Source organism: Hafnia sp. (assembly GCF_036648275.1).
In the GTDB taxonomy this organism is placed as follows: Bacteria; Pseudomonadota; Gammaproteobacteria; order Enterobacterales; family Enterobacteriaceae; genus Hafnia; species Hafnia alvei.
The window spans coordinates 1-20005 of the sequence record NZ_JAVXIQ010000002.1 but is presented as its reverse complement, the minus strand read 5'-3'; the positions used below and the strand labels follow the sequence as shown (position 1 = coordinate 20005).

At 50.4% G+C, this 20005-nt stretch carries 20 protein-coding genes; 17 read left to right on the top strand and 3 right to left on the bottom strand.

Going from position 1 to position 20005, the window contains the following annotated elements; translation table 11 throughout:
• The first annotated feature begins 4 nt into the window (after positions 1 to 4).
• The 3 genes from RSC70_RS02705 (at position 5) to mlaA (ending at position 2582) form a co-directional block, all read left to right on the top strand.
• Positions 5 to 484 carry a cytochrome c-type biogenesis protein gene (locus RSC70_RS02705; protein ID WP_404872868.1) on the top strand — a complete coding sequence of 160 codons (480 nt, stop codon included), beginning with the start codon at positions 5 to 7 and terminating at the stop codon, positions 482 to 484.
• Between the two features lie 2 nt (positions 485 to 486).
• Positions 487 to 1698: a c-type cytochrome biogenesis protein CcmI gene (gene ccmI, locus RSC70_RS02700; protein WP_332541578.1), complete on the top strand. Its 1212-nt coding sequence runs from the start codon at positions 487 to 489 to the stop codon at positions 1696 to 1698.
• 122 nt (positions 1699 to 1820) lie between these two features.
• Entirely contained in the window at positions 1821 to 2582 is a 762-nt protein-coding gene (gene mlaA, locus RSC70_RS02695) for a phospholipid-binding lipoprotein MlaA (RefSeq protein WP_025797749.1), read from the top strand.
• A 116-nt stretch (positions 2583 to 2698) separates the two neighbouring features.
• Here mlaA and fadL read toward each other — a convergent pair whose 3' ends face one another.
• Positions 2699 to 4021 (bottom strand): long-chain fatty acid transporter FadL, encoded by a 1323-nt coding sequence (gene fadL, locus RSC70_RS02690; RefSeq protein ID WP_025797751.1) that lies wholly within the window; start codon positions 4019 to 4021, stop codon positions 2699 to 2701.
• Between the two features lie 404 nt (positions 4022 to 4425).
• Here fadL and RSC70_RS02685 point away from each other — a divergent pair, with 404 nt between their 5' ends.
• The 4 genes from RSC70_RS02685 to sixA all read left to right on the top strand — a co-directional run bounded on the left by RSC70_RS02685 (position 4426) and on the right by sixA (position 9415).
• Positions 4426 to 4722 carry a YfcZ/YiiS family protein gene (locus RSC70_RS02685; RefSeq protein ID WP_074399238.1) on the top strand — a complete coding sequence of 99 codons (297 nt, stop codon included), beginning with the start codon at positions 4426 to 4428 and terminating at the stop codon, positions 4720 to 4722.
• A gap of 356 nt (positions 4723 to 5078) precedes the next feature.
• The gene (fadI, locus tag RSC70_RS02680) at positions 5079 to 6407 is read left to right on the top strand and encodes an acetyl-CoA C-acyltransferase FadI (protein WP_282807325.1); all 1329 of its coding nucleotides are present in this window, start codon (positions 5079 to 5081) and stop codon (positions 6405 to 6407) included.
• Positions 6407 to 8554: a fatty acid oxidation complex subunit alpha FadJ gene (gene fadJ, locus RSC70_RS02675; protein ID WP_332541575.1), complete on the top strand. Its 2148-nt coding sequence runs from the start codon at positions 6407 to 6409 to the stop codon at positions 8552 to 8554. Before fadI ends, fadJ begins: the two co-directional genes overlap by 1 nt.
• 378 nt (positions 8555 to 8932) lie before the next feature.
• A complete protein-coding gene (gene sixA / locus RSC70_RS02670) occupies positions 8933 to 9415 on the top strand; it encodes a phosphohistidine phosphatase SixA (RefSeq protein ID WP_040045549.1) in 483 nt (160 codons plus the stop codon).
• 62 nt (positions 9416 to 9477) lie between these two features.
• Here sixA and smrB read toward each other — a convergent pair whose 3' ends face one another.
• Entirely contained in the window at positions 9478 to 10020 is a 543-nt protein-coding gene (gene smrB / locus RSC70_RS02665; RefSeq protein WP_040045550.1) for an endonuclease SmrB, read from the bottom strand.
• 242 nt (positions 10021 to 10262) lie between these two features.
• Here smrB and prmB point away from each other — a divergent pair, with 242 nt between their 5' ends.
• From prmB to hypT, 7 genes are all read left to right on the top strand, one after another.
• On the top strand, positions 10263 to 11195 hold the full coding sequence (prmB, locus tag RSC70_RS02660) for a 50S ribosomal protein L3 N(5)-glutamine methyltransferase (RefSeq protein WP_046457615.1): 933 nt from the start codon (positions 10263 to 10265) through the stop codon (positions 11193 to 11195).
• A 137-nt stretch (positions 11196 to 11332) separates the two neighbouring features.
• On the top strand, positions 11333 to 12418 hold the full coding sequence (gene aroC / locus RSC70_RS02655; RefSeq protein WP_063586752.1) for a chorismate synthase: 1086 nt from the start codon (positions 11333 to 11335) through the stop codon (positions 12416 to 12418).
• Between the two features lie 58 nt (positions 12419 to 12476).
• The gene (gene mepA, locus RSC70_RS02650; RefSeq protein ID WP_404872856.1) at positions 12477 to 13292 is read left to right on the top strand and encodes a penicillin-insensitive murein endopeptidase; all 816 of its coding nucleotides are present in this window, start codon (positions 12477 to 12479) and stop codon (positions 13290 to 13292) included.
• A 290-nt stretch (positions 13293 to 13582) separates the two neighbouring features.
• On the top strand, positions 13583 to 14263 hold the full coding sequence (locus tag RSC70_RS02645) for a nucleoside recognition domain-containing protein (RefSeq protein WP_115102128.1): 681 nt from the start codon (positions 13583 to 13585) through the stop codon (positions 14261 to 14263).
• Between the two features lie 4 nt (positions 14264 to 14267).
• The gene (locus RSC70_RS02640; RefSeq protein WP_025797773.1) at positions 14268 to 14732 is read left to right on the top strand and encodes a YjiG family protein; all 465 of its coding nucleotides are present in this window, start codon (positions 14268 to 14270) and stop codon (positions 14730 to 14732) included.
• Positions 14733 to 14745: 13 nt separating this feature from the next.
• Complete coding sequence (gene iadA / locus RSC70_RS02635; protein ID WP_332541574.1) at positions 14746 to 15909, top strand: beta-aspartyl-peptidase; 1164 nt, start codon at positions 14746 to 14748, stop codon at positions 15907 to 15909.
• Between the two features lie 78 nt (positions 15910 to 15987).
• Positions 15988 to 16884, top strand: coding sequence for a hypochlorite stress DNA-binding transcriptional regulator HypT (hypT, locus tag RSC70_RS02630; protein WP_040045556.1), 897 nt, complete (start codon positions 15988 to 15990; stop codon positions 16882 to 16884).
• Here the strand turns inward: hypT and RSC70_RS02625 are convergent.
• Positions 16867 to 17604, bottom strand: a complete 738-nt coding sequence (locus tag RSC70_RS02625) for an aspartate/glutamate racemase family protein (RefSeq protein ID WP_332541573.1) — start codon at positions 17602 to 17604, stop codon at positions 16867 to 16869. The two genes, hypT and RSC70_RS02625, sit on opposite strands and share 18 nt — an antisense overlap.
• A 345-nt stretch (positions 17605 to 17949) precedes the next feature.
• Here RSC70_RS02625 and RSC70_RS02620 point away from each other — a divergent pair, with 345 nt between their 5' ends.
• The 3 genes from RSC70_RS02620 (at position 17950) to RSC70_RS02610 (ending at position 19859) form a co-directional block, all read left to right on the top strand.
• Positions 17950 to 18762, top strand: coding sequence for a sulfite exporter TauE/SafE family protein (locus RSC70_RS02620; RefSeq protein ID WP_043494243.1), 813 nt, complete (start codon positions 17950 to 17952; stop codon positions 18760 to 18762).
• Positions 18763 to 19019: 257 nt separating this feature from the next.
• Entirely contained in the window at positions 19020 to 19565 is a 546-nt protein-coding gene (locus RSC70_RS02615; RefSeq protein ID WP_025797781.1) for an elongation factor P hydroxylase, read from the top strand.
• Between the two features lie 18 nt (positions 19566 to 19583).
• Positions 19584 to 19859: a YfcL family protein gene (locus RSC70_RS02610; protein WP_025797782.1), complete on the top strand. Its 276-nt coding sequence runs from the start codon at positions 19584 to 19586 to the stop codon at positions 19857 to 19859.
• Positions 19860 to 20005: the final 146 nt, after the last annotated feature.

The following is a 20005-nucleotide window of genomic DNA, read 5'->3' as shown; positions in this document are numbered from 1 at the left end:
GCGAATGCTACGATGGGTTAGCGCGCTGGCGGGCATTATGCTTTCGGTGAGCGCGTGGGCGGCTATTGATACCTACAGCTTTAAAAGCGTGGAACAAGAGCAGCAGTATCGTGAGTTAACCGAACAGCTGCGCTGTCCAAAATGCCAGAACAACAGCATCGCTGACTCCAACGCTATTATCGCCTCCGATATGCGTCAGAAAGTGTATGAGCTGATGGAAAAGGGCTACACCAACAAGCAGATCACCGAGTATATGGTGGCGCGTTATGGCAACTTCGTTACCTACGAGCCGCCGTTAACCGCAGCGACCATTATTCTTTGGGCTGGCCCTGCGCTGTTTGTTTTACTGGGCGCAATCGTGGTGATTACCCGAGCACGCCGTCGCCGTCCTAACGAGCCTGAGGTTTCGAGCAGCGAGACGCTCAGCGAGGCCGAGAAACAACGTTTAAACCAGCTACTTAACGACAGCGACAGGGAACATTAATAATGGCTTTTTGGTTGATAGTTTTAGTTTTGTTGATTATCGCTGCCGCATTATTGCTGGTTCCAGTGCTACGTCAGCCTCAGCGCGATCTGCCGGAAGATCGCGATCGCCTTAATACGCGTTTTTACCATCAGCGTTTGCAAGAGCTTGAGCAAGATGAAGAGCAGGGCGTGGTGGCTGAGCGTCAGGTGATGATTGAGGAACTACAGCAAAATCTGTTGTCTGATGTTCCTGATGCACAAGCGGCGAAACCTGAGCCGTTAAACCGCTGGGTTTTACTGCCGGGCGTGGTTATTTTGGTGCTGATCTCAGTCGGTTTTTATCTTAAAACCGGCGGTCTGGCGCAGGTACAGGGCTGGAATTTGGTCATGAGCGAAATGCCTTCCCTGCGTGAGCGCGTGATGAATGAAGATAAGCAACCGCTGACGATGGAAGAGATTGCGCGTTTAGGATTAGGCTTGCGTACCGAGCTGCAAACCGATCCGCGTAACGTCGCTGACTGGGTGATGTTAGGCCGTATCGGCATGGCGCTAAATAATGCAACGACTGCCACTCAGGCGTTTTCTCATGCGTATCAATTAGCACCGAATGAGCCGGAAGTGGCACTGGGCTACGCAGAAGTGCTTACTCGCTCCAACGATCCTGAAGACAATAAGCAAGCGGCGGATATGTTGGCCAATATGATGGCGCGCAACCATCAAGATGTGCGGGTTCTCAGTTTGTTAGCCTTCAATGCTTTCGAGCAGGGTGACTATAAGAAAGCAATCGGTGCATGGGAGATGATGCTGCGCGTGTTGCCGGAAAATGATAGCCGTCGCGAAGTGTTAAAGCGCAGCATTGAGCAAGCCAAAGCGCAGTCAGGTGCGGATAATACGCAGTTGAGTGTCACGATTAATCTGTCACCGGATGTCGAACGCCAATTGCCGCCAACGGCGGTGCTGGTGGTGTCAGTAACCGATGGCGTTGCGCCTATTCCTGTGACGGTTAAACAGCTGCCTTTGGGGCATTTCCCGGTTACGGTATCGCTATCCGATGCGAATGCCATGATGCCAGAGCGTTTGCTCTCGGCACAAAAGCAGGTGAAGGTGCGTGCACGGATCTCTCGAGATGGTTTAGCCAATCCGCAACCGGGTGACTGGTTCGGTGAAAGTGCGGTTATGCCCTATAATAAAGAGAGTCAGATTAGCGTACAGATTGATCATCAAGTACCATAAATCGTCTGTTGCAAAGACCTAAGCATCTGGGCATAAGAACGATCAGAATAAAAATATGAGGATCGCTGACGGCGGAGTCAATTTTCAGCCGGTTATCAGCGGTCCCTTTTCATGGAGAAGATATGAAACTTCGGCTGACAGGAGTGGCTCTGGCAAGCGTATTGCTGGCGGGGTGTGCGTCTAGCTCATCTAAACCAGAAGCTCAGGGGCGATCTGACCCGTTAGAGGGTTTTAACCGCGCGATGTTTAGCGTGAACTACGACTATCTAGACCCGTATGTACTGCGTCCTGTCGCCGTCGCTTGGCGAGACTATGTACCCGTGCCTGCACGAACCGGTATCTCGAACTTCACCAGCAACCTTGAAGAACCAGCTAGCATGGTGAACAGCTTCCTTGAAGGCAAGGTTTATGATGGCTTCGTGCACTTTAACCGATTCTTCCTGAATACTATTTTAGGTATGGGCGGCTTCATTGACGTTGCCACGATGGCGAATCCTAAGTTAGCGAAGCAGGAGCCGCATCGTTTTGGTAGCACGCTAGGCTATTACGACGTGCCTTATGGCCCGTATGTCGTGCTTCCAGGCTACGGCAGCGTGACGCCACGTCAGGACGGCGGTGACTACGTTGACTATCTGTATCCAACCTTAAGCTGGCTGACATTCTGGATGTCTGCGGGTAAATGGGTGGTTGAAGGTATCGAAACGCGTGCACAGTTACTGGATTCTGATGGCCTGCTGAAAAATTCTTCAGATCCTTATATCTTTATGCGCGAAGCGTATTTCCAACGCTACGATTTCTTGGCAACCGGTGGCCAGTTAACCGCGCCAGTCAATCCGAATGCGTCTGCGATTCAGGATGACTTGAAAGATATCGATTCAAACTGACACTAAGCTTGATGTGAGAAAGCGCCTTAGGGCGCTTTTTTTATGCCTGAAGTTTATTTTGCCCCAAACAAAAAAGCGCCCAGAAGGGCGCTTTTGATAACGATGCGTTTTAAAAATTAGAACGCGTAGTTGAAGTTAGCGCCGTACAGCCACGCTTTACCTTCAGACTTGAACTCGTATGGACCTTCGTTGATGGTCACTTTCGAGCCGTGCATATAGGAAACACCTACGTCAACAGAAGCGTCTTTGTTAAAGGCGTAGCTGGTACCCGCACTGATCCATGCGCGATCCTGATCGGGAATCGAGATAGAACGAGTACCGGCTGGCACTGGGCTATCATCGAACGCGATACCGGTACGGAAGGTCCAGTTGTCGTCGTAGAAGTAAGTCGTACCGATCGCGATGCGGTAAGCATCTTTGAAGCCTTCGTCTTTATAGAACAGCGTCTGGCCGTTAGAACCTTTCGCTTTCAGCTCTTGGAACTGGCTCCAGCTGGTGTATGCCAGGCTGTAGTGAACGGCCCACTGTGGTGCCACTTTGTGGTAACCAGAGACTTCCCACATTTCAGGCAGGTTTAAGGTCAGAGAACCCGGAACGGTTGCACCGTTGGTACCCGCTGGCAGACCAATCATTGAACCAATACCGTTCAGAGAAGATGGCAGGTCGCTTTTGTAATCACCGTCGAAGTCGATTTTAACTTCTGAACGATAGGTAAAGCCGAAGCGGTTGTTTTCATCCACTTCATAAAGAATACCTGCGTTCCAACCAAAGCCCCACTCATCACCTTTCAGGTGGCTGATCTGAGTATTCGCAGGGATTTGTGCGATCTGGCCCGCAAGAGCAGGTGGCAACTTGCCTGAACCTGCAATCAGCAGCGGCAGATCACCTGCGTAGCGGTCAATCTTAGCTTTGGCGTAGACCGCATCAAAGCCCAAACCGAAGCTGAAATGCTCGTTGGCGCGGTATGCTGCGCTCAGGTTCAGGTTAGCAGTGGTCAGGTCGGTAGTACCGCCCATAGAGCCTGCTGCGTAGTTATCGTTAAACTCGGTTGCCAGACCATAGTTAGAGGTGACAGACGCGCCTACGGCCCATTGGTCGTTGATCGGCTGTACGTAATGGAAGTTAGGTACCCATGCGGTTGGTGCGATGTTTTTCGCGTTCAGGCTCTGACCGCTTGGAGAACGACCAGAGATATCAACGTCTGGATCGATAAATACGCCGCCGATGGACATCGCTGGGCGATCGTACATGCTCAATAGTGCCGGGTTGCGGCTGGCAGATGCCGGGGTATCTGCGATGGCGCCTTCACCGGAATAGGCTCGGCCCAAGCCAGCGGCTGAGAACTCATTCAGCTGGAAACCAGCGGCATTGACGTTTGATGAAAGCAGTGCCACTGCTGCAGCTAATGCTGACTTAGTAAACAGGTTTTTCTGGCGCATGACCGAAACCTCATTATTGTGTGTTTTATTTAAACTATGTTACGTACTGTAACAAGGAGCGCGGATTGTAGGGTCCGAGTTCGATCTGACAAATCAGACCAGTGAGCTGAGTATAGGTCTGACCTCTTGGTATGTTGCAAGAATGTTTATTAAATATTTCCAAATTGATTCAAGAAAAGAGATCTCTGTAACAAAAAACAACGGAACTAATAAAGAAATGATTACAAGTGCGGAGAAATAACCGCCAAATAATGTGATTTTGCTCACTTAATGTCATTCATCTGGCATATCACTAGTCTCTGTCGTGGGAGAGGAGTAAAATACCCACAGTTTTTATATTTTTTGAGCCAGATCATAATTGGCGATATAAAAGGGGTTCATTCCCCATCGAGGAGATGATTGAAATGACTGATGCTATTAAAAAATGCAGTGCACAAGAAACAGCCGCTTGCTGTTGCGTTGATGTCGGCACCATCATGGATAACACCGACTGCACCGCATCCTATAGCAATGTATTTGCTACGGAAGCTGATGCGAAAGCCATGCTGGAACAGCTGACACAAAAAGCACGTGGTATTGAATCAGACCCATGTGAAATTAAGAGCAACATTACTAAAACAGCAGAAGGCTATGCGCTGACCGTTGATTTTGCTTTTGCCTGTGAAGCTGAAACTCTGATTTTCCAACTTGGCCTGCGTTAATCGCATCGCGTGAGTTGGTCGTATTTTAAGCGTGGCTTTGGCCGCGCTTTTTTATATTTAAATAAAGCCTCTCGCGCTCCTGCATTTCTATTTTTATCCGTGCATATATTCACGGACTATATTATTTCCTCGAAATTCATTCTTCTCTTCCCGCATTCTCTCTGAATAAGAAACCTGCTTCTGTTCTCAGTTCTTACGTTTTGTTGTTTGCTAAATGTAAAAATTGGGTTAAGAATTTACGCTATCAGGTCAGACCTGTTAACTGAAAGCAATGAGCAGATCATGCAAGCTGACTTTCATGACTCAGGGTTTGGTTACAATTTTGATATTTTTAGCGTATTGCGCAGGAGCACAAAATGAGTCAGGCACTTCCTTTGTCATCCCCATTGGCTCTGACGACTCGCACAGGCGATCGCGTCGCGATTGTGCAGGGGCTAAGAACGCCCTTTGCTCGTCAAGCGACGGCGTTTCATGGTATTCCTGCCGTTGAACTAGGCAATATGGTCGTGAGTGAATTACTGGCTCGAAGCAATATTTCTCCTGAGGCTATCGATCAACTGGTGTTTGGGCAGGTGGTGCAAATGCCAGAGGCACCGAATATTGCGCGAGAAATTGTATTGGGCACCGGAATGAGCATTCACACCGATGCTTACAGCGTATCGCGAGCCTGTGCAACCAGCTTTCAGGCGATTGCCAACGTGGCAGAGAGCATTATGGCCGGTACCATTTCTGTGGGTATTGCGGGGGGCGCTGATTCGTCCTCGGTTCTCCCTATTGGCGTAAGCAAAACGCTGGCGCGTACTTTGGTCGATGCCAATAAAGCACGCACGTTGTCTCAACGTTTAAAATTATTCAGCAAGCTGAAACTCCGCGATCTCCTGCCGGTGCCGCCTGCGGTTGCGGAGTATTCAACCGGGCTGCGTATGGGCGACACCGCGGAACAGATGGCAAAAAGCCATCACATTAGCCGAGAAGAGCAGGACGCCTTGGCGCATCGCTCGCATACCTTAGCGGCTAAGGCGTGGGAGTCAGGCGTTTTGCGCGACGAAGTTATCACTGCTTATATCCCGCCTTACAAGCAGTCGCTTGATAAAGACAATAATGTGCGCAGCGATTCTTCTATGGCCTCTTACAGCAAGCTAAAGCCTGCCTTCGATCGTCGCCACGGTAGCGTAACGGCGGCGAACAGCACGCCATTAACCGATGGTGCCGCTGCGGTGCTGATGATGAGCGAATCACGAGCGCGTGAGCTGGGGTTAGTCCCGTTAGGCTATCTGCGCAGTTTCGCTTTCTCCGCAATCGATGTTTGGGAAGATATGCTGCTTGGGCCGTCGTATGCGACGCCGCTGGCGTTAGACCGCGCCGGTATCACGTTGCAGGATCTCACCCTGATCGATATGCATGAAGCCTTTGCATCACAAACGTTGGCGAATTTGAAAATGTTTGCCAGCGATGAGTTTGCGCGTGAAAAATTAGGCCGCCAGCAGGCGATTGGCGAAGTCGATATGAATAAGTTCAACGTGTTGGGCGGCTCTATTGCATATGGACATCCTTTTGCCGCTACCGGAGCGCGCATGATCACCCAAACGTTGAATGAATTACGCCGTCGCGGCGGAGGGCTCGGGTTGACGACCGCCTGCGCCGCAGGTGGTCTCGGTGCCGCCATGATCGTGGAGGTGGAATAATGTCAGCTCAAGAAAACCTCGCTATGCAAGAAACTCAGCCGAGCGCTTTTCGTTTTAGCGTGGTAGAAAATGATATCGGTGTGATTACCATCGATGTTCCCGGCGAGCGCGTGAATACGCTTAAAGCAGAATTTGTGCAGCAGATCGAAGACGTGTTGCAACAGGCGCAAACGCACAAGTTACAGGGCATTGTGATTATTTCTGGAAAGCCGGATTCATTCATTGCCGGTGCGGATATCACCATGCTTGATGCTTGCCAAAGTGAGCAACAGGCGCGCTCATTGGCACAAAAAGGGCAGGTTACGCTGGCGAAAATCGCCGCGCTTTCTATTCCTGTGGTCGCGGCTATCCACGGCGCTTGCTTAGGCGGCGGCTTGGAATTGGCATTAGCCTGTCATCGTCGTATTTGTTCACTGGATGATAAAACCGCGCTAGGACTGCCTGAAGTGCAGCTTGGTTTGCTGCCGGGCTCAGGCGGTACTCAGCGATTACCGCGTTTAATCGGCGCTTCGCAGGCCCTAGATTTGATGCTGACCGGTAGGCATGTGCGCGCGAAACAAGCACTGAAAATGGGGCTAGTTGACGACGCGGTTCCGGCCTCGATTCTGTTGGAAAGCGCGATCCAATTGGCGCGTCAGGGATGGCGTACCCGCCCTGAACTGCCAGTGATCGAACGTTTGCTTAACGGGCCATTAGGGCGTTCGCTGCTGTTTAGCATCGTGCATAAGAAAACCTTAGCTAAAACGCAGGGCAACTATCCGGCGGCGGAAAAAATCATTCAGGTGGTGCGCCAAGGGTTAGAACACGGTAGCGCCAGTGGTTATGAAGCCGAGGCGAAGGCGTTTGGTGAGCTGGTTATGACGCCAGAGTCTGCGGCGTTACGCAGCCTGTTCTTTGCTTCGACGTCGCTGAAAAAAGAGGCTGGCGGTACTGCAAAACCCCATGAACTACGCCATATCGGTGTATTAGGCGGCGGGCTAATGGGCGGTGGTATCGCCTGTGTTACGGCCACTCGCGGCGGACTGCCGGTGCGTATCAAAGATATCAGCGAGCAGGGGATTAGCCACGCGCTCAGCTACAGCTGGGATACGCTGACCAAGCGGGTTCGCGCCCGTCGTATGCGTCCGGCTGAGAGACAAAAGCAGATGCAGTTGTTATCCGGCTGCACGGATTACAGCGGATTTAATCAGATGGACGTGGTGATCGAGGCGGTGTTTGAAGATCTGAAACTCAAACAGCAAATGGTGGCTGATATTGAACAATATGGTGCCGCGCATACTGTCTTTGCCTCGAATACGTCATCGCTGCCGATTAGTCAGATTGCGGCGCAGGCACAACGACCTGAGCAGGTGATTGGTCTGCACTATTTCAGCCCAGTCGACAAAATGCCGCTGGTGGAGGTGATCCCACATGCCGGAACCAGCGAGCAGACTATTGCTACTACGGTGGCATTAGCGCAGAAGCAGGGCAAAACGGCGATTGTCGTCGGCGATCGTGCCGGTTTTTACGTAAACCGAATTTTGGCTCCCTATATCAGCGAAGCGGCACGCTGTTTATTAGAGGGCGAGTCCATCAATGGAATCGATCAGGCGATGCTGAAAGGTGGCTTCCCTGTGGGGCCATTTGCGTTGTTAGACGAAGTGGGTATCGATGTGGGCACCAAAATCATTCCTATTCTGGTGGCTGAACTGGGCGAGCGCTTTGCGGCACCCGCGGCGTTTGATGCCTTGATTAAAGATAACCGTAAAGGGCGTAAAAACGGCCGCGGTTTTTATCTCTATAAAGCCAAAGGGAAAAAGGGCAAGAAAGAGGTCGATACCTCAGTTTATTCATTGCTCGGAGTGACGCCGAAACCACAGATGAGTGACGCGGATATTTTTCAACGCTGCGTGATGCTGATGCTCAACGAAGCTGCCCGCTGTTTGGATGAAGGGATTATTCGCAGCGCCAGAGACGGCGATATTGGTGCCGTTTTTGGCATCGGTTTCCCTCCGTTTTTGGGTGGGCCATTCCGTTATATGGACCGCTTAGGCATTGATAAAGTGATTGAGGTATTGCAAACGCTCAGTCTGCGCCATGGAACACATTTCACGCCGTGTGAGAGATTGTTGCGAATGAAAGAGCAAAATCAGCGCTTTTATTCGTAATCCATAGAGCTTCATATAAAACTGCATGTTGCTTGGTTGCAAGCATTTATCTGGGAATGAGAGGCCGATCACTGCTTGCAACTCTTTCACCGTTTGCCTCTGTACAGGCAATTCTGTGCAAGGTAATTTACGGCGTTGGACTGACGGTATCGGTGCTGATGCGCTGAACGGCGTTTCGTAGTATATTTAGATATTGGATAAAAGATAAACAGCATCCATGTATGCTTTTATCAATACCCACGTGGATGTTTTCAGTCTGCGTGACTAACGCGCGGTAAAATTAGCGTGTTAATTCTGTGTCGAATCAGGCAGAATGCCCGACCGTCAAATGCCCTCTGGCCTGACGGTACAGGATTCAGCCAACAATAGCGGTGCAATATGCAAGTTTTTATTATGCGTCATGGTGAGGCCGCTCTTGAAGCAGCTAGCGATTCAATTAGGCCTCTGACGACCCGTGGTCACGATGAATCAGTCTGTATGGCCTCTTGGCTACAGACGCAATCAGGCAAAATTGAAAAGGTGTTAGTGAGCCCTTATCTGCGAGCCCAGCAAACGCTGGCGGCAGTACGTGAAGGGTTAGCATTACCTGAAAATGTTGAGGTGATGCCAGAGCTAACGCCAGGCGGCGATCCCGCTATGGTCGGATGCTATCTGGAAGCGTTAGCGAAAACCGGTGTTGGCAGCGTGTTGGTGATTTCACATCTGCCTTTGGTTGGCTACTTGGTTTCTGAGCTCTGTCCAGAAGAAGCCCCGCCGATGTTTGCAACGTCTGCGATTGCCGGTGTCTCTTTCGATATCAGCACCGAACGCGGCGTATTTGACTGGCAGGTTGGGCCTGCGCAGGTCATGGCGAAAGTTTAACGCTTCTCTTTTTGGCAATGTGCTTTTGGCAATGTGGCGGTCATCGCCGCCACACCCATCGATTACCGACGTTCTTCCCGCTCATCAATCTCAATCAATACTAACAACGCCGCATCGCCGCCCCATTCGCGGGACGCTTGGTGAAAAGCGATTACGTCTGGATGCTGAGCAAGCCAAAGCGGCGTTTGTTGTTTAAGAATATGTTTGCCGTGACCGTGCATGACACAGGCGCAATGCACATGTTCGCGTCGACACGCCGCGATCAGCGCGCCCAGTTCCTGCTTCGCTTGTAGCTGAGTTAAACCATGCAAATCTAAAAACAGCTCGGGTGAATAGTCTCCGCGCCGCAGTTTTTTAAGCTCAAAATGGCTGGCATCGGGGCGGATATAACGCATCGGCCCTTCGCTATCCAACTGTGGCTGAAATTCATCTGAGAAATAGAAGCTGGCATCAATTTGCTCTTGCAGCATTTTTTCTGGCGCTATTTTGCGTGTACTGCGCTTAGGCTTATGTACCACGGTGTCTTGCGCAATCTTACGTGCTCCACTGATGGACTCACGAAAAAGGGCGGCATCTTCGCCGCTGATTGTTTTATTTTTCTTCATTATTAATCTGCCTTAGTCACTCTTATCCGTAGTGTATCTAAACTTCACGCAGCATCTAAGAAAAACTCGTCACCAATCTTTCCACAACGATAGGTGCTCATATCCATGACAGCCATATTCCTGCTGATTTGTGGGGCTCTTCATGGCAAACTACGGGATTGCTTACTTTTCTCATTATTGAGACTTCATGACTGCTTTAACGGTACGCATGGGGTCAAAGAACAGGTCTGTTGGAGGCTAATTTGGACAAGATTTTCGTCGATGAAGCGGTGAATGAGCTGCACACCATTCAAGATATGCTGCGCTGGACCGTCAGTCGTTTTAATGCAGCGAATATCTATTATGGTCACGGCACTGATAATCCGTGGGACGAAGCCGTGCAACTGGTGCTGCCAACCTTATACCTGCCAATGGATATTCCCGAAGATATGCGCTCTGCGCGTCTAACGCTGAGCGAACGTCATCGCATCGTTGAGCGCGTCATCCGTCGCGTGAACGACCGTATTCCGGTTGCTTATCTGACCAACAAAGCGTGGTTCTGCGGGCATGAATTCTATGTGGATGAGCGCGTGCTGGTTCCGCGTTCTCCGATTGGTGAACTGATCGACAACCGTTTCAGCGGTATTATCGACCACAACCCAAGCCATATTTTAGATATGTGCACCGGCAGCGGCTGCATTGCGATTGCTTGCGCTTATGCATTCCCAGAAGCCGAAGTTGACGCCGTTGATATTTCAACGGACGTGCTGTCTGTCACCGAGCAAAATATTCAGGAGCATGGTCTGGATCAAAGCGTTACGCCGATCCGCTCCGATCTATTCCGCGAGTTGCCTCCGCTACAATACGATCTGATCGTCACTAATCCGCCGTATGTGGATGAAGAAGATATGTCGGATCTGCCGGAAGAGTTCCGCTTCGAGCCAGAATTGGGCTTAGCCGCGGGCAGCGATGGTCTGAAACTGACGCGTCGTATTCTGGCCTGTGCGCCTGATTATCTTACCGATGACGGCGTGCTGATTTGCGAAGTGGGTAACAGCATGGTTCACCTGATGGATCAGTACCCGGATATTCCATTCGTATGGCTAGAGTTTGAAAACGGCGGTGACGGCGTCTTCATGTTGACCAAACAGCAACTGATCGACTGTGCACCGCACTTCGCGCTCTACCGTTCGTAGAAACAGGTTACGCGTGCAAATCGCGCAGGCATACGCCTCGTCTTATGAAGGGTAGAGGCCGATAAGTCCTGCGCGATTCATGACACTAAAACACAACATTCATCTGCAAGTCAGAAAACAACGCTAAGGAGCCGCGCATGGCAGGCAATAGCATTGGGCAATTTTTCCGTGTCACCACGTTCGGTGAATCACATGGCATCGCATTAGGCTGTATCGTTGACGGCGTGCCGCCGGGCATTCCGTTGACCGAAGCCGATCTTCAGCACGATTTAGATCGCCGGCGTCCAGGGACTTCGCGTTACACCACGCAACGTCGTGAACCCGATCAGGTTCGTATTCTTTCTGGGGTGTTTGAAGGTATTACCACCGGTACCAGCATTGGCCTAATGATTGAAAATACCGACCAGCGTTCGCAAGATTACGGCGCTATTAAAGATTTATTCCGCCCAGGCCATGCTGATTACACCTACGAACAAAAATACGGTACGCGCGATTACCGCGGTGGCGGTCGTTCTTCTGCGCGTGAAACTGCGATGCGCGTTGCCGCAGGGGCGATTGCCAAAAAATATCTTAAAGAAAAATACGGCGTACAGATCCGTGGCTGCCTGACTCAGATGGGTGATATCAGCTGTGAAATCAAAGATTGGGAGCAGGTAGAGCAAAATCCGTTCTTCTGTCCCGATCCTTCTCAGCTAGAAAATTTAGACGAACTGATGCGCGCGCTGAAAAAAGAGGGTGACTCCATCGGGGCTAAAGTGACCGTGGTTGCTGAACAAGTCCCAGTGGGTTTAGGCGAACCGGTATTCGATCGCTTAGATGCGGATTTGGCCCATGCGCTGATGAGCATCAATGCGGTGAAAGGCGTTGAAATTGGTGATGGTTTTGCGGTTGTGAACAAGCGCGGCAGTGAAAATCGCGATGAAATTACGCCGGAAGGTTTCCAAAGTAATCATGCTGGCGGCATTTTGGGCGGCATTAGCAGCGGACAAGATATTGTTGCGCACTTAGCCTTAAAGCCAACGTCTAGCATCATGGTTCCGGGCAAAACTATCAATCGCCAAGGCGAAGCCGTTGAAATGGTGACGCGTGGGCGTCACGATCCCTGCGTTGGGATCCGTGCGGTGCCGATTGCGGAAGCGATGATGGCGATCGTGCTGATGGATCATTTGCTGCGCCAACGTGCGCAGTGTGGTGACGTGATTTCTAACGTTCCTCGTTTCTAAATGGCCTTAGGCTCATTTTGATGATGGGTTGTCTTTTATGCAAAGAATGAAGTGTTACATGGCAGGTTTGTTTGCGTTAGCGGTGAGCGCACAAGCGATGGCGCTCACGCCGTGGCAGCAGATAACTCAGCCTGTGCCGGGAGCAGCGCAGGCGATTGGCGGTTTTGCCAATGGCTGTATCGTGGGGGCTAACCCGTTACCGCTACAGGCCAATGACTATCAGGTGATGCGTCCCGATCAGCACCGCTACTATGGCCACCCTGATTTATTAGCGTTTATTAACCGTCTGGCGGGAGAAGTGAATCAACGTCAAATGGGGACGTTGCTAATTGGTGATATGGCGATGCCAGCCGGTGGGCGTTTCAACGGCGGTCATGCGAGCCACCAATCTGGCTTAGACGTTGATATCTGGCTACAGTTGCCTAAACAGCGCTGGAGTCAGCAACAGCTTTTGAAGCCAACGCCGATTGATTTAGTAGCGGTGAATGGCCGCAACGTGATCCCATCACAGTGGCGTCCTGAAACCGGTGAACTGATTAAGCTGGCGGCAAAAGACAACGAAGTGACGCGCATTTTTGTTAATCCAGCGATTAAACAAAAACTGTGTGACACCGCAGGCAATGACCGTGATTGGTTGCGCAAGGTGCGACCTTGGTTTGCGCATCGCGCTCATATGCATGTCCGTTTGCGCTGCCCGGCAAATAGCCTAGAGTGCGAAGACCAAACGCCACCACCGGCCGGTGATGGCTGTGGGGCGGAATTGGCAAGCTGGTTCCAGCCACCGCCTCCGGGCAGTAAACCATCAAGACCATCAACGCCGCCGCCATTGCCGCCATCGTGTCAGGCATTGCTGGATAACCACTTTGCGGGTTAATTCGGTGAAATAAAAACGCTCCAATTATGGAGCGTTTTTTTATCGCTATTTCCTCGCTATGCGTTTTTTGCATAGCAAAAACCATTCTTGCATTTTCCTGCGTTATTCATCACATGCTATGTTCGAAATCGGTCTTCTGGCCATGCTATTTAAATTATTAAGCACTCGAAGAAGTGCAGAATAGACTTTCATAAACATTATTAATCTATATCCCAAATAATTCGCTTTGCATCAAAGTGGTCATTTCAAATATGGCAGGGATATATTTGCAAACACAGGGCAGGGAATATATGGCAAATCAAGAAGCAGAACTGGCAATACCCAGCCAGAAAATAAAAGTTACGTGGGTAGGTTATCTTTCATTTTTTCTCACCATTATTTTCTTTTCAGGTATGTTTTCCGGCAGTGATGGCTGGTGGCGAGTCTTTGATTTCACCGTTCTTAATGGCTCCTTCGGGCATGTAAACGGTGATAGTGCAAAGACGGCATTAACATTCCGAGGCGTGAATGGGACAGGCGCTAAAGATGGCTTTCTGTTCGCGCTTGAGCTGGCACCATCGGTGATTTTATCGCTGGGAATTATTGCCGTTACCGATGGTCTTGGTGGGCTGCGCGCCGCCCAGCAGCTGATGACCCCCATCTTACGCCCTTTGCTCGGTATCCCCGGAATTTGCTCGCTGGCGCTGATTGCCAACCTACAAAATACCGATGCAGCAGCAGGTATGACCAAAGAACTGGCGCAGGATGGTGAAATCACCGAGCAGGAAAAAGTTATTTTTGCCGCCTATCAAACCAGCGGAAGCGCCATTATTACTAACTATTTTTCATCAGGCGTCGCCGTATTTGCTTTTTTAGGAACGTCGGTAATTGTGCCACTTGGCGTTATTTTATTATTTAAATTTGTTGGCGCGAATATTCTGCGGATATATATCAACGTTGCTGAGCAGCGTGTTGTAAAAAATAAGGAATAAAACCATGACGGCTCAAGTACGCAAAAATGTGATGGATATGTTTATTGACGGCGCTCGGCGTGGTTTTACTATTGCAACAACGAATTTATTGCCCAACGTGGTGATGGCGTTCGTTATTATTCAAGCATTGAAAATTACCGGATTACTCACTTTAGTGGGCGACGTTTGTCAGCCGATAATGGCGCTATGGGGATTGCCCGGTGAAGCCGCGACGGTTTTGTTGGCGTCGTTGCTGAGCATGGGCGGTGCGGTTGGCGTTGCCGCCAGTTTAGTGACGGCGGGAACGCTTAGCGGGCATGATGTCACGGTGTTATTACCCGCCATTTACTTGATGGGAAACCCGGTACAAAACGTTGGGCGCTGCCTCGGTACGGCTGAAGTTAATGCCAAGTATTATCCCCACATTATTGGCATTTGCGTGATTAATTCACTGCTGTCGATCTGGGTTATGCAACTGATTGTAAGATAACGAGGAGCCGGAAATGGACTTAACTTCCGCAGGATTTATGTTGTTACGTGGGGCTCAGGTCTATGCACCTCAGTCACTGGGTGTGCAGGATGTTTTATTGGCCTACGGCAAGGTATTAGCCGTTGCCCCGCAGATCCCGAGCGATGTTTTACCCGACTGTCAGGTTATCGATCTGAACGGTTTGATACTTTGTCCCGGATTTATCGATCAGCATATTCATTTCATCGGTGGCGGCGGTGAGGCAGGGCCAGCTACGCGCACGCCAGAAGTGCGTTTATCAAAGTTGGTTGAGGCGGGCGTGACAACGGCCATTGGCCTGCTCGGCACCGATTCGGTGACGCGGCATCCTGAATCATTATTAGCCAAAACACGGGCGCTGAACGAAGAAGGGATCACCGCCTACATGTTGACGGGGGCCTATAGCATTCCGTCGCCGACGATCACCGGCAGCATTGAGCGTGACGTGGCATTGATCGACCGCGTTATCGGCGTGAAGTGCGCGGTGTCCGATCATCGTTCTTCTGCACCGCATGACGCAGCCTTGGCGAACATGGCGGCTCAGTCACGGGTGGGCGGATTACTGGGTAACAAAGCGGGCATCAGCGTATTTCATATGGGGAGCAGCAAAAAAGGATTAGCGCCGCTCTACGCCATTCTGGAAAACAGCGATGTACCCATGAGTAAACTGTTGCCAACCCACGTTAATCGCAGTGAAACACTGTTTGATGCGGCCATCGAGTTTGCCTTAAAAGGCGGACATATCGATATCACCAGCGGGATCCCAGGCCCTGTCACGCCGTCACAGGCGGTGAAGCGAGCCGTTGACTCAGGCGTCGCGCTTGATTTGCTCTCTGTGAGTTCTGACGGTAACGGAAGCCAGCCCGTCTTTGATGCACAAGGTAACCTCACCGGTATTGGCGTAGCAGGTTTTGAGAGCCTGTTAGATACGCTGGTGGCGTTGGTTCAAGTTCAGAATATGCCGCTTGCTGATGCGCTAATTCCCTTTACCCGCAGCGTGGCAAAATTCCTTGGGTTGGAAAGCAAAGGCGAAATTGCGGTGGGTAAAGACGCTGATTTTGTAGTGTTAACACCGGCGCTGGCGATCCATCAGGTTTATGCCCATGGGCGTCTGATGGTGCAAGAGGGCAAAGCCTGTGTGAAAGGAACCTTCGAATAACGGTTTGTCTGTTGTCGCGCCGATCCTCGTGCTAATAGTATGTTTGGGAAGATACTCGGTGCGACAACAGGAATTGAGATGAGCATTGTGCACAATATTGAAACGAAATGGCTGTATGATTTTTTGACGTTGGAAGAGTGCCGCAATTTTTCTCAAGCCGCAGTAAAGCGCAATCTGTCGCAGCCCGCTTTCAGCCGTCGAATTCGTTCCTTAGAACAGGCCGCAGGCGTCGAACTATTCAACCGAGAAGTCTCTCCCTTACAGCTGACAGAGCCCGGTAAGGTGTTTCACTCGCAGGTACGAAATTTATTACAGCAGCTTGAAAGCAATCTCACCGAGCTGCGCGGCGGCAGTGATTTTATTGAACACAAAATCAAAATAGCGGCTGCGCATTCATTATCCTTAGGGCTGCTCCCCTCCATTGTGAAACAAATGCCGAGCCGGTTTGCCTACGCCGTTGAAGCGATAGATGTAGACAGCGCGGTCAACACGCTGCGTGAAGGGAAAAGTGATTTTATATTCTCCTACCACGACGAGTATTTATTGCAGGCACCTTTCGCACATATTCGGTTATTCGAAGCCCAGCTGTTTCCTGTTTGCGCCTGTGATGAACAGGGGCAGCCACTTTACTCGTTGGAACAGCACGATTTTCCACTGCTAAATTACAGTCAAACGTCGTACATGGGACGTTTGGTCAATCGGATGTTGGCCAAAAATACGCATCTCAATTTTCGTACCGTATTTGTTTCATCTATGAGCGAGCTATTAAAGCAGGTTGTGCTTGATGGTTCAGGGGTGGCATGGCTACCAGATTGTTTGATTTCGCCTGAGTTAGCACAGGGGACATTGATACGTTTGGACGAAGAGGCGCTCACTATTCCTATTTATGCTTACGCGTACCGGATGGATACGCGTATGAGCATGACCGCAGAGAGCTTTTGGCGCGATCTGAGAAAATTATTCCACACCGAGTAATTCAGGGCGTTCAGGGGAAACCGTTTCTCCATTTTTTTCTTCGTACCAGCGGATCGCGGCCCTCACCAGTGCGGCGGTTGAGTCAATAAAGGTACAGTTAAACCGCGCAACCTCCGTATTGATAATCAACGGTATTTCCGTGCAGCCCATAATCAGCGTATCTACGCCGCGTTCAATCAACGCCTCAATCTGCGGGAATAACAGCGTCTGAGACAGCAAAAGATCGCCTGCTTTGTAGGCATAAATCGCCTGCATCACCGCGCACTGATGTTTCCCTTCAGGAACGAATAACGTTTTCCCCTGCTGCACCAGTTTGCGTTGGTAAAGTCCGGTAGCCAGCGTGGCGTCGGTTGCTAGCAATCCTACAGTTTGGCTGTGTTGAGGCAGTTCGGCCAATGTGGCATCCAGAATATTAATCATCTCGACATGGGCGCTGTGCTGAAGGCGTTCAAACCAGTAATGCGCAGTGTTGCAGGGAATGACGATGCACTCAGCGCCTGCGCCCTCGAGCATATGCAGATAGCGTTCAAGATAATCATAGGGTGAAGGGCCACCGGAAAGCAGACACGCGCTGCGGTCGGGAATATCTGGGATCGAGCAGGCAATAATCGGAATATGCTGCTGATCTTGCCCTACATGCCGAAAATGCACGAATTTACTCAGCATATCTGCCGTGGCGGCGGGGCCCATTCCACCGAGAATACCTATTGTGTGCTGCATACATTCAACCTCACTGATCGTTTACTTGCTTCACACACTATCAATCTGAACTTAAAAGGATAAATGCCGATTGCTTAGCCGCAATGCGCAAAACGCATAGGTAAATGAGCGCTAATAAAATGGTTATGAAAAATGATAATGAAGATTGGCGAGGGAAAGTTGAACATTGCTGGTTGTGATGTTTATTTTTTGTTACGTACAGCGTAAGGTGTGCGGCGAATCACAATACAGCACCCATTTCGCGCAGCTTACTCGGCGTCACCGGTGCGCTAAATAATAAGAATTCATGCTGCTAGATTCGGCGTGAACAACGAACAAATGTTTGGCAAGAAATATGGGTGAAAGATGATGGATTTAATCAGTGGGCTACCGGTAAGTCCTGAACTATTAGGGATACTCTTTTTTGTCGCGATGCTGGCGGGATTTATCGATTCCATTGCTGGAGGCGGTGGGCTGTTAACCGTTCCCGCGCTGTTAGCCGTGGGCGTGCCGCCAGCGCAGGCGTTAGCAACCAATAAGCTGCAATCGGTGGGCGGTTCGTTTTCTGCCAGCCTGTATTTTATCCGCCGTAAAGCCGTTGATTTAAACGACCAGAAACTGGTGATTGCGTTGACCTTTGTGGGGTCAATGATCGGCTCGATTCTGGTGCAGAATATTCGGGCGGATATTCTCCGCCAAATGCTGCCGCTGTTGGTGGCGGGAATTGGTGTCTATTTCCTGCTCACGCCGCGATTAGGTGAATCCGATCGTCTGCGGCGGTTATCGTATATCCCGTTTGCCATCGTGGCAGGCGGCTGTGTGGGCTTTTATGACGGCTTTTTTGGCCCTGGTGCGGGTTCATTTTATGCGTTGGCCTATGTCACGCTATGCGGATTTAATCTCGCCAAATCTACGGCGCATGCCAAGGTCTTGAATTTCACTTCCAACGTGGCCGCGCTGATGTTTTTTATCATCGGCGGTAAAGTTATTTGGTCGATTGGTTTGGTTATGCTGGTGGGGCAGGTGATTGGCGCTAGAACCGGCGCAAAAATGGTGCTGAGTAAAGGGCAAAAACTAATAAGGCCGATGATCGTGTTTGTATCTTTAGCGATGACCTGCAAGCTGATGTATGACAACCACGGGCCAGAAATTATGCAATGGCTAGGTCATTGGTTCTGAATAACCACACTTTATTTGCGTATTAACGCTATTGATAGTGCGCCTTTGCGGTGAGCGTGAGATAATTTCCTCATACCCGTCATATTTGAAGCTGCATCAGCGTTGGCTGCACTCACTCACCCGAATCACTTACTTGAGTAAGCTCATCGGGATTCGCTCCTTTGCCGCCTTGATGCAACTCCAATTATCTTGGGTATGGGTTAGCGGTATCGTTACAACGATGCCGCTTTTTAATGATTTTTTTGTCGACGGCCATCATGTCTCAAACTCACCATTTTCAGCAATTAATCGATCTGTTCAATCAGACCTTCAGTGACGACTATCAAACACAGCTTGTAGCGGGTGACGATGAGCCGATCTATCTGCCCGCGGATGAAACATCACCTTTTCACCGCATCGTTTTTGCCCATGGCTTTTACGCCAGCGCCCTGCACGAGATTTCTCACTGGTGTATTGCCGGTGAAGCGCGTCGCCAGCAGGTTGATTATGGTTATTGGTATTGCCCAGACGGTCGCGATGCTAAAACCCAGTGTGAATTTGAAGTGGTAGAGATTAAACCGCAGGCGTTTGACTGGTTATTCTGCGAAGCGGCCGGTTATCCGTTTAACGTCAGTTGCGACAATCTTGAGGGGGATTTCGATCCCGATCGCATCGCGTTTCAGCGAAAAGTGCGTGAGCAGGTTCTCTGGTATTTAGAAAACGGCATTCCAGAACGTCCAGCGCGCTTTATTCAAGCGTTACAATCGTTTTACAATACGCCAACGCTAACCGCTGATAGGTTCCCCTATCCGGAAGATTTATAATAATCCCGAGGACCCACGATGATCGCAGATTTTGAAACCCGCATTCTGGCGCTGATTGATGACATGGTTGAACACGCCAGCGATGACGAATTATTTGCCGGAGGCTATCTGCGTGGGCATTTAACGTTGGCAGTGGCTGAACTGGAAGCTGAAGGCGAACATACGCCGGCGGCACTCAATGACGCGGTTCAGCATAGCTTGGATAAAGCCATTAAAGCCGGTGAGCTTTCGCCACCCGACCAGATTCTGGTGAACAATATGTGGGAATCGCTGTTTGCTAAGGTTTCAGGCTAAGCTTCTGCTGCATACACTCTTTTAACCCTCCTTTTGCAAGGAAGAGCCGTTCGGTGCAAGTTGAAACCTGATCGGCTCCTCCCCCTGACAAGGGTGTTCAGACCGGAGACATAGTAGACGGATGTTCGGAGACATGGTGTACACTT